Genomic DNA, 14,472 nt, shown 5'->3' with positions numbered 1-14,472 from the left:
GGAAATTCGGTGAATTTAATCCTAATGGGTCTTCCAGGAGCGGGTAAAGGTACACAAGCTGAAAAGATTGTAGAAAAGTACCAAATCCCTCATATCTCAACTGGAGATATGTTCCGTTTAGCTATTAAAGAAGGAACGGAACTTGGAACCAAAGCTAAATCATTTATGGATCAAGGTGAACTTGTGCCAGATGAGGTTACAATAGGTATTGTTAGGGAAAGATTAAGCAAAGATGATTGTGAAAAAGGGTTTTTGTTAGATGGTTTTCCTAGAACGATTGCACAAGCAAAAGCTCTAGATGATCTTCTAATGGATATGAGTAAATCCTTAGATTATGTTCTACATGTAGATGTACCGATGGAGCAACTTGTTGAGCGATTAACAGGACGCCGTATCTGTCCAACATGTGGTGCAACCTATCATAATGAATTTAATCCTCCTGAACAGGAAGGTGTTTGTGATAAAGATGGTTCTGCTTTAATTCAACGTAAAGATGACCAACCAGAAACGGTTTCTAAGCGTCTTGAAGTTAATTTAGAACAAACACAACCTATGCTAGATTATTACCGTGACAAAGGATATCTTGTCTCCATTAATGGTTCTCAAGAAATAGATAAAGTTTTTCAGGATATCGATGATAAACTCGGAGACTTAGTGTAATGATTTATTGCAAAACACCACGTGAAATTGAAATAATGCGTACGGCAGGGAAGATCGTTGCCCTTACACATAAGGAACTAAAGCAACATATCGAGCCTGGCATTACGACAAAAGAATTGGATAACATTGCTGAGAAGTTTATTCGTAGTATGGATGCAATTCCATCTTTTAAAGGTTATAATGGTTTCCGTGGTAGTATTTGCGCATCCGTTAATGAAGAATTGGTACATGGAATTCCAGGTAACCGCAAGCTTAATAACGGTGATATTATCAGTATTGATATCGGTGCTAAGTATAAGGGATACCATGGAGATTCTGCATGGACTTATGCTGTAGGAACGATTGATGATGATATAAATCATTTACTAGAAGTAACAGAGTCTGCTCTTTATCAAGGTATTGAAGAAGCAAAACCAGGTGTCCGCCTTTCAAATATATCACATGCCATTCAAAGCTATGTGGAACCGAAAGGGTATAGTATTGTTAGAGAATATGCTGGTCATGGAGTTGGACGACAACTACATGAAGATCCAACTATTCCACATTATGGTCCACCTAATAAGGGTCCACTACTGAAAAATGGTATGGTCCTTGCCATTGAACCAATGGTAAATGCAGGGAGCCGTTTTGTTAAGACGCTTGCTGATAATTGGACGGTTGTCACCCGAGATGGAAAAAAGTGTGCTCATTTTGAACATACAATTGCCATTACAGAAGAAGGTTACGAAATATTAACAATAGCCTAAGTGAAGGTGATCTTGGTTGAATGATACGGAGTCGAGTCCGCGAATAGGTCAAGTTGTTCAGATATTACAAGGACGAGAAGCTGGCCAATATGCAATTGTCATAGATGTTGTAGATGATCGTTTTGTGTTGCTTGCCGATGGAGAAAAGAGAAAATTTGATCGACCAAAGAAAAAGAATCTACACCATATTGAGCAAATGGATTATATTTCTCCGGAAGTCCAAAACAGCCTTCTAGAAACTGGTCGCGTAACAAATGGCAAGCTGCGTTTTGCTATATCAAAATTTGTCAATGAAGTAGTGACTGATTTGAAGAAGGGAGATCAACTCGATGGCGAAAGACGATGCAATTGAAGTAGAAGGTACTGTCACTGACACGTTACCTAATGCTATGTTTAAAGTCGAATTAGAGAATGGTCATACCGTATTAGCTCACGTTTCTGGGAAGATTCGCATGCACTTCATTCGAATTTTACCTGGAGATAAAGTAACGGTTGAACTTTCTCCATATGATTTATCAAGAGGGCGTATTACGTACCGATACAAATAATTGAATGCTCCGATACAAGAGGAGGTATGGATGAGATGAAGGTAAGACCATCTGTAAAACCAATATGCGAAAAGTGTAAGGTTATTCGCCGTAAGGGAAAAGTTATGGTGATTTGCGAAAACCCTAAGCATAAACAAAAACAAGGATAATTAACAAGGAGGTGCAATGCATTAATGGCACGTATTTCAGGTATTGATATTCCTCGTGAAAAGCGTGTAGTTATTTCTCTTACTTATGTATATGGTATTGGGAAAGCTACTGCTAAAGAAGTGTTAAACGAAGCTGGAGTTTCTGAAGATACGCGTGTTCGTGACCTAACAGAAGATGAGTTAGGTAGAATTCGTACAGCTATCGAAAAGTACACAGTTGAAGGTGATCTTCGTCGTGAGGTTTCACTAAACATTAAACGTCTAATCGAAATCGGTTCTTATCGTGGAGTTCGTCACCGTAGAGGTTTACCAGTACGAGGACAAAAAACGAAAAACAACTCTCGTACACGTAAAGGTCCACGTAAAACAATGGCTAACAAGAAAAAATAAGCTAAAGGAGGTTAGTTAATTAATGGCACGTAGAACAAATACGCGTAAAAAAAGAGTGAAAAAGAATATTGACACTGGCATCGCACATATTCGCTCAACATTTAATAATACAATCGTTACAATTACTGATGTTCAAGGTAATGCTATTAGCTGGAGCAGTGCGGGAGCGCTTGGATTTAAAGGTTCACGTAAATCAACTCCATTTGCAGCACAAATGGCAGCAGAAGCAGCAGCTAAATCAGCGCAAGAACACGGTGTGAAAACTTTAGAAGTAACAGTTAAGGGACCTGGTGCCGGACGTGAAGCAGCCATTCGTTCACTTCAAGCAGCAGGTATAGAAGTTACTGCCATTGTTGATGTAACACCAGTTCCTCACAATGGTTGTCGCCCACCAAAACGTCGTCGTGTATAATTTATCCGTATATAATTTGTCAGCCTGTCTATAATGGGTTATGATAGCTAAAAGAAATAGGGGCAAAACCAAGGATAATGTACCGAAGTTTTGAACCCTCGAATACAGCATCGCATATGACAGAATAATACGAAATTGCATAGTGCAGGAACGGGAACTGCCTACTTGAGGAATTTCGGTTAGACTAAGTGTCTAACCGAGGTTTCGACGTTTTGAAGGAGGGTTTTAACAAATGATCGAAATTGAAAAACCAAAGATTGAGACGGTAGAGATCAGTGATGATGCTACTTTTGGTAAGTTCGTCGTAGAACCACTTGAGCGTGGATATGGTACTACATTAGGTAACTCCTTGCGTCGTATTCTGTTATCTTCACTGCCAGGTGCTGCTGTGACATCTGTACAGATAGATGGAGCACTTCATGAATTCTCAACTATTGACGGAGTCGTGGAAGATGTTACAACTATTATCCTTAATCTTAAAAAACTAGCACTAAAAATCTATTCTGATGAAGAGAAAGTGTTAGAGATTGATGTACAGGGAGAAGGAAAAGTGACAGCTGCGGATATTACCTATGATAGTGATGTAGAAATCTTAAATCCAGATCTTCACATTGCTACTTTAGGAGCAAATGCACATTTGCATATGAAGATAACAGCTGAACGCGGTCGTGGTTATCGCCCAGCTGATGCTAACAACCATGATGATCAGCCGATTGGTGTTGTTCCTGTTGATTCTATCTTTACACCAGTATCCCGAGTAACTTATCAAGTAGAAAACACCCGCGTAGGGCAAATTACTAACTTTGATAAATTAACGCTGGATGTTTGGACAGATGGCAGCATAAGACCTGAAGAAGCTGTGTCATTAGGTGCAAAGATTTATTCGGAACACTTAAATATCTTTGTCGGTCTAACTGATGAAGCCCAAAATGCTGAAATTATGATCGAAAAAGAAGAAGATCAAAAAGAAAAAGTTCTAGAGATGACTATTGAAGAACTTGATTTGTCTGTGCGCTCATATAATTGCTTGAAACGTGCTGGTATTAATACGGTACAAGAGCTTGCACACAAGTCTGAAGAAGACATGATGAAGGTTCGTAACTTAGGACGTAAATCTCTCGAAGAAGTAAAACATAAATTAGAAGATTTAGGACTAGGATTACGTAAAGACGATTAATCACTAGACACCTTTAGATATTCCGGAAAAGGGAGGGATAACTCATGGCTAGAAAATTAGGTCGTACAACAGATCAACGTATGGCTCTACTAAGAGGCCTTGCCACTGATTTAATTATTCATGAACGTATTGAAACTACAGAGGCAAAAGCGAAAGAGCTTCGTTCAGTTGTTGAAAAAATGATTACACTAGGTAAGCGTGGCGATCTTCATGCCCGTCGTCAAGCAGCAGCATTCTTATACAATGCTGAAGCGAACGAAAATGAAGATGCTGTGCAAAAATTATTTAGTGATATCGCTGCTCGTTATGATGAGCGTCAAGGTGGTTATACACGTGTACTTAAGTTAGGACCACGTAAAGGTGACGGAGCAGAAATGGCGGTTATAGAACTAGTATAAAGTACGATTATGGCTTGAAGGGCAGGACAGAACTTCTTCTATGAGGTGAATCCAGGCCCTTTTTTATTTTGGTTAGCTTAAGTGGAAAGCCTTGTGCTAACCAAAATAAAAAATTGGAATTTCAAGCAAACAGCATAGACAACCACTCAGGGAAGATATAGCATGTGATAGATAATGAGTGGATTATCCTATTACAGAACTTCCTGTGATGTTAATGTGTGAGATGTAGATTGATTAAAATATCCATCATTACCGGGGAAATAATAGACAAATGGTTTTGAGGTGAATAACGTGACTACTGCTTTTATAGAGTTTAAAAATGTTTATTTTCGATATGAAGAAGATCAACCGTGGGTATTAAAGAATGTTAGCTTTAGGATACAAACAAATGAGTGGATTGCCATTATTGGACACAATGGCTCCGGTAAATCTACTATTGCAAAATTAATTAATGGTCTGCTTTTTCCGCAACAAGGGGAAATCTATGTGGATGGCATGCTCGTTAATGCTGATACAATATGGGATGTTAGGAAAAAAGTTGGTATGGTCTTTCAAAACCCAGATAATCAATTTGTTGGCACGACAGTGAGAGATGATGTTGCATTTGGGCTCGAAAACAGAGGCGTTCCAAGGGAGATCATGCTTACCAAAATTCAAGATAGTTTGGCCAAAGTAGGGATGGAAGCGTATATGTTTCAAGAGCCACATCGTTTATCTGGTGGGCAAAAACAGCGGGTGGCTATTGCTGGCGTAATGGCCATTTCACCAGACGTTATGATACTCGATGAGGCTACCGCAATGTTAGATCCACATGGACGTAGTGAGATCATGAAGACAATGCACGACATTATCGAACAGGATCGCCTATCTTTAATAACCATTACCCATGACCTTCATGAAATTATTCAAGCAGACCGTGTTATTGTAATGAATCAAGGAGAAGTATGGGATGAAGCTACACCAAGAGAAATCTTTAAAAAGACAAAAGACTTACAGGCTATCGGCTTAGACTTACCATTTGTGGTAAAGCTTTCTGAAGAATTATCGCAATTAGGAATTACTATAGATAAACAACCACTTAACCATGAGGAGTTATTAGAGGAATTATGGACATATCATTTGAAAATGTAACCTTCACCTATATGCCAAATACTCCATTCGAACACCAAGCATTTCACGACCTTTCTTTTCGGATTAAATCTGGGTCCTTTGTTGCAATTGTAGGACATACGGGTTCAGGCAAATCAACCGTTATTCAACATTTGAATGGGCTTCTTAAACCTACAGAGGGTGAAGTGACAGTTGGTGACTATAAACTAGTTAGTGATAAAAAGATCAAAAACATAAAAGATTTAAGGAAGCGAGTGGGGGTTGTATTCCAATATCCTGAACATCAATTGTTTGAAGAAACAGTGGAAAAGGATATAGGGTTTGGACCTAAAAATTTTGGTGTAAATCAGGAGGAAGTGAATAAGCGTATTCTAGATTCACTTTCTGCAGTCCAATTGCCAGAATCGTTATTAGAAAAGTCTCCATTTGATTTAAGTGGTGGTCAAATGAGAAGAGTTGCGATTGCTGGAGTACTCGCAATGAATCCAGAAGTCCTTGTTTTGGATGAGCCAACTGCTGGACTTGATCCGCGTGGGCAAAAGGATATGATGAACATGTTTTATCAATTGCACCAAAAGAATGAACTTACAACCGTGCTTGTCACCCACAGTATGGATGATGCGCTGCAATATGCAGATCATGTTATCATTTTAGATCAAGGAACAAAATACATGGAAGGTCCACCTGCTGATTTATTTTTAAAACAGAAAGAACTGCAACAAGTCCAATTAGATGTACCTGAAATCATTCAGTTCTTATTTAAAGTTGAAGAAAAGTTTGGGATTCGCTTACCTTATCACGGGCAATCCATTGAACAGTTAGCTTCCGAGTTAAGAGAGGTACTGAGGGGAGCTGATCGACTTGAATAATATCATTATTGGTCAATATGTCCCGGGCAATTCGATTATTCACCGCCTGGACCCTCGAACAAAAATTATTGTGATTTTCTTTTTTGTGATTTTTGTTTTTTTTGCAAATTCAGTAGCAAGCTATGGGTTACTTGTATTATTTAGTTTTGGTTGTGCATTTGCTACGAGGATCAAGCTAGAGTACATCGCTAAAGGTTTAACGCCTGTGTGGTTACTTATTGTTTTTACTTTTTTCCTGCACCTCATCATGACGAGGGAAGGGGATGTTTTATTTACCATCTTCTCCTTTCCTATATATTCTGGTGCACTAATTCAAGGGATTTCGATATCACTTCGATTTTTCTTGTTAATTCTAGTAACCTCCATGCTAACGTTGACGACAACGCCAATCGAAATAACGGATGCAATTGAGCGTTTACTTCAACCTTTAAAGAAAATAAAGTTTCCTGTACATGAGTTAGCATTAATGATGTCTATATCCTTACGATTTATCCCAACTTTACTACAGGAAACAGAAAAGATATCTAAAGCGCAAGCATCCAGAGGAGTCGATTTTAAATCTGGTCCAATAAAAGAGCGAATGCAAGCCATCGTACCGTTGTTAGTACCATTATTTGTAAGTGCTTTTAAAAGGGCAGAAGATTTAGCGATGGCAATGGAGGCTCGTGGATATCAAGGTGGAGAAGGTCGAACAAAACTGCGTGAGCTGAAAATAGAAAGCCGGGACCGATGGACATTTTTATTTTTTGCAGTGGTGATTTTTTGTTTATTTCTAACAAGAGCATAAAGAAAGGGACATGTCATGACACGAATCAAATGTAAGATTAGTTATGATGGGACGAATTATGCAGGATATCAAATACAGCCTAACGGTCGAACGATCCAGGAAGAAATAGAGTCTGCACTTAAAAAAATTCATAAAGGCGATGAGGTTCGTATAACTGCTTCTGGGAGAACGGATGCGGGTGTTCATGCAATAGGTCAGGTCTTTCATTTCGATACACCCTTAGCAATCCCTGAGCAAAACTGGAAAAGGGCTCTAAATGCTCTTTTGCCGGACGACATTTATGTAAAAGAAGCAAGTGTCGCAGGTAATGACTTCCATGCACGATTTGACGTACAGGAGAAAGAGTACCGATATTTTGTTTTAAATTCGAGTGAAAAAGATATTTTTCGGAGGAATTACACCTATTATTATCCTAGAGAAATTGATATAAATGCAGTTTTGGAAGCTTGTAAGCAACTAGAGGGTGAACACGATTTTAGTTCTTTTTGTGCAGCTAAAACTGGTGTAAAGGGTGAAAAGGTGCGTACAATCTTTCATGCGTCGTGTTTTAAAGAAGGTGATAATCTGGTATTCGTCTTTCGAGGTAGTGGCTTTTTATACAATATGGTGCGAATATTAGTAGGAACATTGATAGAGATCGGAACAGGCATGCGAAAACCTGATGACATAAAAAAAATTATTGAGGCAATGGATCGTGGGAAGGCAGGGAAAACTGCCCCATCTCAAGGATTATATCTATGGAATGTTGTCTATAATAAGTAGATGAATATAGAGTCAAAAAAACAACGGGTCCTGGTGTAACATTCTATTGACTTTGGGTCTTATATATTATATGATGATTTATGGCATTTTATTTTCTATACCACGATTAGCCCCGGAAAGTTAATTGTGTAGAATATAGGTCGAAATAGCATATTTGAGCTTGTTGCTCAAGTGCTACAAATTAAAAAGAATTCGTAATACAGGAGGGTAATTGATCATGCGCACAACTTTCATGGCAAATGAAAATAATATTGAACGTAAGTGGCTTGTTGTGGATGCTGAAGGTCAAACACTAGGTCGTTTAGCTAGTGAAGTAGCTTCCATCCTTCGTGGAAAGCATAAACCAACGTACACACCACATGTTGATACTGGTGATCACGTAATCATCGTTAACGCTGAAAAAATTGAATTAACAGGTAAAAAATTAAGCGACAAAATGTACTACCGTCATTCAAATCACCCAGGTGGTTTAAAAGCACGTACAGCTGGCGAAATGCGTACAAACTACTCAGAGCAAATGCTTGAACTTACTATCAAAGGTATGCTTCCAAAAGGACCTCTTGGTCGTAAAATGGGTAAGAAATTGCACGTATTCAGAGGCGCAGAACATACACACCAAGCACAAAAACCAGAAGCTTACGAGCTTCGCGGATAATAAAAGGAGGTAATGAATAGTGGCACAAGTACAATACTACGGAACCGGACGCCGTAAAAGTTCAACAGCTCGTGTACGTTTAGTACCAGGTACTGGACGTATCATTGTAAATAAACGTGATGCGGAAGATTACTTCCCGTACGAAACACTTCGTACAATCATTAAACAACCATTAGCTATCACTGAAACAGAAGGTAGCTACGATGTATTAGTAAACGTTGATGGTGGAGGATTCACTGGTCAAGCTGGTGCAATTCGTCATGGCGTTGCTCGTGCATTGTTAGAAGCAGATCCAGAATATCGCGCAGCTCTTAAGCGTGAAGGATACCTAACTCGTGACGCTCGTATGAAAGAACGTAAGAAATACGGTCTTAAAGGCGCTCGTCGTGCACCTCAGTTCTCAAAACGTTAATATTTGTATGTCAAAACCTCTGGCCATTTTGGTCAGAGGTTTTTTTGATGGTTGTAATGTTAACTGTAGCAAACTGATGTTTTTGATATAAAGTGTACAGTTATTTTTGGAACGATAAGGTAAGCTGTAAGAAAAGTGGTGCATTCGAACGCGTCAGAGAGCGAGACTTGAGCTAAAGCGTAAGCAAGGGGATTATTCGAACGCGTCAAAGAGTGAATCTTAAGCTAATAAAAACTCCAACCGGGGGTGGAGTTGATTTATGTTCAAATGCTCAATAATCCAACAATGGACAGTAAAGTAATTACGCACTCTATAGAAATTAGTTCACTACATTAACACTGGAATATACAAAAGAACTAAATTAAGACAACCTATCCTCATACAGTCATAAAACCACCACTTGTCCCATATAGTGGAAAACAGGAGTATAAGTGGAGGGGATACGTATGAGCCGAGTAGTAAAGGTAGCATCATGGCTTGCTGGAGCTTTTATTTTGGTGATTTTGGTTCAATATCCAATTCAAAAATCAACAAGTTCATGGGAATCATGGTCACTGCCGCTATCCGGTAAGGTAATCGTGTTAGACCCTGGCCATGGAGGAGTAGATGGTGGTGCTGTAGGAGCAGATGGTACCTTAGAGAAGGATATTGCACTGGATGTAACAAACATGTTAAGAGATTACTTGCAACAGGCGGGGGCACTTGTTTACTTGACGAGAGAAGTCGATCAGGATTTAGCAGCTGAAGGGACTAAGGGATTATCGCGGAGGAAATCAGAAGACCTTAAAAATAGATTAGAATTTATTAAAGATAAAAATCCAGATTTCTTTATAAGTGTGCATCTAAATGCATTACCCTCTAAAAAGTGGAGCGGAGCGCAGACATTTTATTACCCTTCATTAGAGCATAGTGAGTTATTAGCTAAAAAACTCCAAGCAGAAATCAAACGAAACTTAGAAAATACAAATAGAGAGGCACTTGCTTTAAATGGCATGTTTTTATTAAAACATGCGGGTTTACCAGGTGTACTCGTTGAAATTGGTTTTCTATCCAATGCACATGAAAGAGAGCTATTAAAGACGGAAGAATACCAAAGGAAAATGGCTGCAAGCATATATGAAGGCATCCTTCGTTACCAAACGGAAGATGTTGAATAATTCCTTATGATTCATATCACTTAGTAAATAATATAGTTATGTTATACTAAATGATATAGAAGTTTGATTAAGGGATGGTGACAATCTTGCTTACACAAGATAAAGTAAAGGAACTGCTAAATACATTAAAAGATCCATTTCTTCATAAGACATTTGAAGAAACGAACGGAATAGAAGAAATCAAAATAAAAGAAGAAAAAAATCATGTAAGTGTAAAGTTAGCGATCGCGAAAACAAATACAGCTGAACAAATGCAACTACAACAAGACATTGTTAATAAATTAAAACAAGGTGGAGCGGCTACGGTCGGCTTAAGATTTAACCAGCTTCCCGAAGAGGTTATTGCCAAATTTCAACCAACAAGTGAAAAGGATACCTCTTTATTAGGTGGAGATACGGGAACGAAATTTATAGCTGTTGCTAGTGGGAAAGGTGGAGTTGGAAAGTCAACTGTCACCGTAAACTTGGCAGTAGCATTAGCACGACTTGGGAAAAAAGTTGGGATCATAGATGCTGACATCTACGGATTTAGTATTCCGGATATGATGGGTGTAGAACAACGCCCTGCATTAAAGGGAAATAAAATTATTCCGGTAGAAAGATTCGGTGTAAAGATCATATCAATGGGATTTTTTGTAGAAGATAATTCACCAGTCATATGGCGTGGCCCTCGTTTGGGTAAAATGTTGACAAGCTTCTTTAAAGAAGTTGAATGGGGAGACCTAGACTATTTATTGTTAGATTTACCACCAGGTACAGGGGATGTTGCATTAGATGTGCATAATATGATTCCTTCATCTAAAGAAGTTATTGTGACTACACCACATCCAACGGCTGCTTTTGTAGCGGCGAGAGCTGGACAAATGGCGCTGACAACTGACCATGAAATATTAGGAGTCATTGAGAACATGGCTTATTTTGAGAGTCAGTTAACTGGTGAAAAAGAATATGTGTTTGGACGTGGTGGTGGAGAGAAGCTTGCTGAAGCATTAAAAACCGATGTAATAGGCCAACTTTCCTTACAACAACCGTATGAGGAAGAAGACGTTTTTGCGCCTTCTGTGTACCAAGAAGATCACCCAAATGGCATAGAATATAGAAATATAGCGGCAAAGGTTATTGCAAAGTTTGAATAATAAAAAGGGAGCTAACTTAAAAATTAGCTCCCTTTTTATTATTTATTCACTACCACCAGATTCTCCACCAGACTCTTCCTCTGATCCTTCCCCTGAACTCCCGCCGGACTCACCGCCAGATTCCCCGCCGCCGGATTCCCCGCCAGACTGTTGAGGCTTCATCTCTTCCGCAGCTTTTAAAATGATGTCTGTCAGTTTGGCTTTGTACATTGGTGAATCCAATGTTTCTTGAATTGTTTTTTCAAGATGTTCTCGAAATTGCTGTCCTTTTAGGACGGTGACAATTTGCTGCTCCATCTCCGGGTTCGCAAGTAATTCAATCATTTTCTTTTGATATTCAGAGTCACTCATGAGGCCTTTTATTACATCTTCTTGTTGGCCTTGTAAAGCCTTAGCGAAAGATTCTACGAATTTAGGATCTTCAAACATCTTTGTCCAATATTCCTTACCTTTATCAGATGTGAGTGCATCGGTAACGGCTTGTTCCACGATCTTTGATTCAATCACATATGTTTTTTGCATCTCTTCGTCAGAAAGCACATCTGTCATCGCTTTCTTTCCTTCATCTGTTTTCAATATGTCAGTAACCATTTGCTTGGTTGTTTCGTAGTTGCTTTCTTCTCCACTTGCAGCGCCACCACCGCCACCTCCACATGAGGTAAGCATAAGAAAGGAGAAAGAAATGAATATAATGGTCATTCGCTTATTCAAAAGGGAACAACTCCTTTCAAGGTGTTTCTTACCTTTAATATGAGAATCAAGCAAAAAAATATGTATCAGAGAAGCGAAAAAAGCTATTTTTCATGGTAAAATACGAAAAGACGACTATTATTGTATTATTTAATTAGGAGGACTTCTCGTGAAAAGCCGGAATATTGTAAGGTTATTTTTTTCTACGTTATTAATTGGAGCAGCTTCAACATTGATTACAAGCTTTTTTGTAAAAGCTGATGCCTATAAAGAATTTTTACAACCCTTTGATTTGTTTGAGGTGTTTGGTCTTGTTGTATTTTTTGCGGCCTTAGGGTTTGTATTTAGTTTAATAAGTCAGATGGGTTTCTTTGCATATTTAACCATTAATCAATTTGGGTTAGGGATGTTTAAGGGTTTTTGGACACCAATTCAGGTTGTGTTAATCTTATTCACTTTGTTTGATCTTGTATATTTTAGGTTTATAAATGCTACGGAAAGTGATCCTTCTTTAGTCATATACATTTTGGTTGCTTTAACTATATTCGTGTACAGTTGGATTGTTGCTGGTATAAAAGCAAAAGAGACAAATAGAACAGCGTTTGTACCTGCCTTGTTTTTTATGGTAGTGGTAACTTCTATTGAATGGGTACCTGGGTTAAGAACAAGTGGTGGGGACTACGCCTGGTTAATGATTGTTCCTTTATTGTTGTGTAATACATATCAACTTCTAATATTACATCGTCTTACAGAAAAACCTGCGATTGCTCCTAAGAAATAGTTATAAGGAAAAAAAGAAAAGACAGTTCCTGTTAAAGGACTGTCTTTTGTTTATTGTTATACATTAGGAAAGAATAAATTTTTGCTGGGAAGTCTTTCGGCGTAGCGAAAAATTTAATGTACCAAGTATAAGAAAAGCTAACACATTCGCTAAAGGACGAGCGAATGCGAGTTTTTCTAATGATCAATCGACCTCATCTGATTCAGAATGTGCGCGTGAAATCATCTCTGATATATTTACAAATGTAAACCCTTTGTTTTTTAGTCCGGGTAAGATAGTATCTAATGCTTTGTGCGTTTGTTTTACGGAATCGGAAGCATGAAGTAGTATAATATCTCCGTTAGAGGTCTGTTTCATAACACGGTCGATGATTAATTGTTCTCCAGGATTTCTCCAGTCTTCGGGGTTTACACTCCAATGGATCACTTCATATCCACGTTGTTCTAACAAACTTAATACTTCGTTGTTAAACTGGCCACTCGGAGTTCTGAAAATCTTTGTGTCTGAATAACCGAGTTTGCCGAAGATTTCGTTTGCCTTAGCTAAATCCTTCCTAATTTGTTCTTTTTCCTGCTGAATATAGCTTTTGTAACGATACCCCATCATTCCAATTTCATGTTTGTTTTCTTCAATTTTCTTCACTAACTCAGGGTGACGCTCTGCCCATTCTCCGCTTATAAAAAAAGTAGCTTGTACATCATGTTGTTTTAGTTTTTCCAGTATAGGCTCAACCATCTCGTTTCCCCATGTGATATTAAAGGTGAGGGAGATATTACTGTCTTCCTCACTTCCTTTACTTAGAGCAACTGGGTTTTCTTTGGATGAGAAGACAGAGAATGAGCTCTCTGTTTCAACCCATAAAAATATAGCTGTAAATAGTGCGGCGAGCACAATCAGAGTGGATTTTCTTCTTCTCTTCATATTAAAAACAAAAAAGTGTTGCATATCTTTTCCTCCTTTTGGGACTTGCTATATTTTATGATTGGTTTTCGCCAATATGATAGGAAGAGTTGTTTTAATACTAATAAAAATGTGGTAAATGGGAAGGATAGAAGTACATATTTATAGGAGTGATAGAATGTTAGGTCTACTAGTTAATAATAATGAACAGAAAGAATTGGAATACTTAATTAAAAGAGAATTAGAAGAACTGTTATTAGATATAGAAGATAAGCGGATCGATCAAACTGTAAAAAAAGCGATGGCTGTAAGATATAAATCATTATTTCAACTGTTTCAAAGAGTAGCAAGTGAAAGAGAATGTTTGAAGTACATACCGAAAAAGTTAGAGAATCAGTAGTTGTAGCGGAGTAGAACATATGAATATCATAACTATACCTTCTATCTTAATAGTTGGTATAGTATATTTTCATGCTTTTTTACGAAATCCTGTTGATATTTGAAATAGGATATGCTATATTATTTTTTGTTGTCAGCTTATATGAATTATCTATCAAAAAAACATTCAAAAAAGTTGTTGACGATAGTGATATGTTGTGTTATGATATATCTTGTCGCCAAAAACGACAACTTAAAATTTGATCTTTGAAAACTGAACAAAACAATCATTTATGTCAAGCAAGAAAAAAGCTAGTTTTTTGAATGAGTTAACACTCAAACACTTTATGGAGAG

At 38.0% G+C, this 14,472-nt stretch carries 21 protein-coding genes; 19 read left to right on the top strand and 2 right to left on the bottom strand.

The genetic code is table 11. The annotated features are described in order from the left end of the window. Positions 1–9 precede the first annotated feature (9 nt). The 17 genes from NYQ66_RS12510 to NYQ66_RS12430 all read left to right on the top strand — a co-directional run bounded on the left by NYQ66_RS12510 (position 10) and on the right by NYQ66_RS12430 (position 11,368). Positions 10–660, top strand: a complete 651-nt coding sequence (locus NYQ66_RS12510) for an adenylate kinase (protein ID WP_259869967.1) — start codon at positions 10–12, stop codon at positions 658–660. Beyond that, positions 660–1,406, top strand: a complete 747-nt coding sequence (map, locus tag NYQ66_RS12505; protein ID WP_259869965.1) for a type I methionyl aminopeptidase — start codon at positions 660–662, stop codon at positions 1,404–1,406. The genes NYQ66_RS12510 and map overlap by 1 nt, the downstream gene beginning before the upstream one ends. A gap of 16 nt (positions 1,407–1,422) precedes the next feature. Then, positions 1,423–1,758, top strand: coding sequence for a KOW domain-containing RNA-binding protein (locus NYQ66_RS12500; protein WP_259869963.1), 336 nt, complete (start codon positions 1,423–1,425; stop codon positions 1,756–1,758). Continuing rightward, positions 1,736–1,954 carry a translation initiation factor IF-1 gene (gene infA / locus NYQ66_RS12495; protein WP_204501736.1) on the top strand — a complete coding sequence of 73 codons (219 nt, stop codon included), beginning with the start codon at positions 1,736–1,738 and terminating at the stop codon, positions 1,952–1,954. Before NYQ66_RS12500 ends, infA begins: the two co-directional genes overlap by 23 nt. A gap of 35 nt (positions 1,955–1,989) precedes the next feature. Next, positions 1,990–2,103 carry a 50S ribosomal protein L36 gene (gene rpmJ, locus NYQ66_RS12490; RefSeq protein ID WP_003156543.1) on the top strand — a complete coding sequence of 38 codons (114 nt, stop codon included), beginning with the start codon at positions 1,990–1,992 and terminating at the stop codon, positions 2,101–2,103. A 24-nt stretch (positions 2,104–2,127) separates the two neighbouring features. Continuing rightward, the gene (rpsM, locus tag NYQ66_RS12485) at positions 2,128–2,493 is read left to right on the top strand and encodes a 30S ribosomal protein S13 (RefSeq protein ID WP_259869962.1); all 366 of its coding nucleotides are present in this window, start codon (positions 2,128–2,130) and stop codon (positions 2,491–2,493) included. A gap of 22 nt (positions 2,494–2,515) precedes the next feature. Next, positions 2,516–2,905, top strand: a complete 390-nt coding sequence (rpsK, locus tag NYQ66_RS12480; RefSeq protein WP_259869961.1) for a 30S ribosomal protein S11 — start codon at positions 2,516–2,518, stop codon at positions 2,903–2,905. Positions 2,906–3,137: 232 nt separating this feature from the next. Then, positions 3,138–4,082 carry a DNA-directed RNA polymerase subunit alpha gene (locus tag NYQ66_RS12475; protein ID WP_259869960.1) on the top strand — a complete coding sequence of 315 codons (945 nt, stop codon included), beginning with the start codon at positions 3,138–3,140 and terminating at the stop codon, positions 4,080–4,082. Between the two features lie 44 nt (positions 4,083–4,126). Further along, the gene (gene rplQ, locus NYQ66_RS12470; protein WP_259869959.1) at positions 4,127–4,480 is read left to right on the top strand and encodes a 50S ribosomal protein L17; all 354 of its coding nucleotides are present in this window, start codon (positions 4,127–4,129) and stop codon (positions 4,478–4,480) included. A gap of 291 nt (positions 4,481–4,771) precedes the next feature. Further along, positions 4,772–5,611: an energy-coupling factor ABC transporter ATP-binding protein gene (locus tag NYQ66_RS12465; RefSeq protein ID WP_259869958.1), complete on the top strand. Its 840-nt coding sequence runs from the start codon at positions 4,772–4,774 to the stop codon at positions 5,609–5,611. Next, on the top strand, positions 5,587–6,459 hold the full coding sequence (locus NYQ66_RS12460; protein WP_259869957.1) for an energy-coupling factor ABC transporter ATP-binding protein: 873 nt from the start codon (positions 5,587–5,589) through the stop codon (positions 6,457–6,459). The genes NYQ66_RS12465 and NYQ66_RS12460 overlap by 25 nt, the downstream gene beginning before the upstream one ends. Beyond that, positions 6,452–7,246, top strand: coding sequence for an energy-coupling factor transporter transmembrane component T family protein (locus NYQ66_RS12455; RefSeq protein WP_259869956.1), 795 nt, complete (start codon positions 6,452–6,454; stop codon positions 7,244–7,246). Before NYQ66_RS12460 ends, NYQ66_RS12455 begins: the two co-directional genes overlap by 8 nt. A 15-nt stretch (positions 7,247–7,261) precedes the next feature. Continuing rightward, positions 7,262–8,008 carry a tRNA pseudouridine(38-40) synthase TruA gene (gene truA / locus NYQ66_RS12450; protein WP_259869955.1) on the top strand — a complete coding sequence of 249 codons (747 nt, stop codon included), beginning with the start codon at positions 7,262–7,264 and terminating at the stop codon, positions 8,006–8,008. A gap of 217 nt (positions 8,009–8,225) precedes the next feature. After that, complete coding sequence (rplM, locus tag NYQ66_RS12445) at positions 8,226–8,663, top strand: 50S ribosomal protein L13 (RefSeq protein ID WP_259869954.1); 438 nt, start codon at positions 8,226–8,228, stop codon at positions 8,661–8,663. Between the two features lie 19 nt (positions 8,664–8,682). Then, positions 8,683–9,075 (top strand): 30S ribosomal protein S9, encoded by a 393-nt coding sequence (rpsI, locus tag NYQ66_RS12440; protein WP_259869953.1) that lies wholly within the window; start codon positions 8,683–8,685, stop codon positions 9,073–9,075. Between the two features lie 446 nt (positions 9,076–9,521). Further along, positions 9,522–10,232, top strand: coding sequence for an N-acetylmuramoyl-L-alanine amidase CwlD (gene cwlD, locus NYQ66_RS12435; protein ID WP_259869952.1), 711 nt, complete (start codon positions 9,522–9,524; stop codon positions 10,230–10,232). An 86-nt stretch (positions 10,233–10,318) separates the two neighbouring features. Then, positions 10,319–11,368, top strand: a complete 1,050-nt coding sequence (locus NYQ66_RS12430) for an Mrp/NBP35 family ATP-binding protein (RefSeq protein ID WP_259869951.1) — start codon at positions 10,319–10,321, stop codon at positions 11,366–11,368. 42 nt (positions 11,369–11,410) lie between these two features. On the opposite strand, the gene gerD is transcribed toward NYQ66_RS12430, so the two are convergent. Continuing rightward, positions 11,411–12,079: a spore germination lipoprotein GerD gene (gene gerD, locus NYQ66_RS12425; protein WP_259869950.1), complete on the bottom strand. Its 669-nt coding sequence runs from the start codon at positions 12,077–12,079 to the stop codon at positions 11,411–11,413. 148 nt (positions 12,080–12,227) lie between these two features. Between gerD and NYQ66_RS12420 the strand changes: the two genes are divergently transcribed. Continuing rightward, positions 12,228–12,839: a KinB-signaling pathway activation protein gene (locus NYQ66_RS12420; protein WP_259869949.1), complete on the top strand. Its 612-nt coding sequence runs from the start codon at positions 12,228–12,230 to the stop codon at positions 12,837–12,839. Positions 12,840–13,022: 183 nt separating this feature from the next. Here NYQ66_RS12420 and pdaB read toward each other — a convergent pair whose 3' ends face one another. Continuing rightward, positions 13,023–13,784, bottom strand: coding sequence for a polysaccharide deacetylase family sporulation protein PdaB (pdaB, locus tag NYQ66_RS12415; RefSeq protein ID WP_259869948.1), 762 nt, complete (start codon positions 13,782–13,784; stop codon positions 13,023–13,025). A 133-nt stretch (positions 13,785–13,917) separates the two neighbouring features. On the opposite strand from pdaB, the gene NYQ66_RS12410 reads away from it, so the two are divergent. Next, complete coding sequence (locus NYQ66_RS12410) at positions 13,918–14,139, top strand: hypothetical protein (RefSeq protein WP_259869947.1); 222 nt, start codon at positions 13,918–13,920, stop codon at positions 14,137–14,139. Positions 14,140–14,472: the final 333 nt, after the last annotated feature.

This window comes from Aquibacillus koreensis (genome assembly GCF_025154055.1).
Taxonomy (GTDB): domain Bacteria; phylum Bacillota; class Bacilli; order Bacillales; family Amphibacillaceae; genus Aquibacillus_C; species Aquibacillus_C koreensis.
This window is presented reverse-complemented; position numbering and strand designations above follow the sequence as displayed.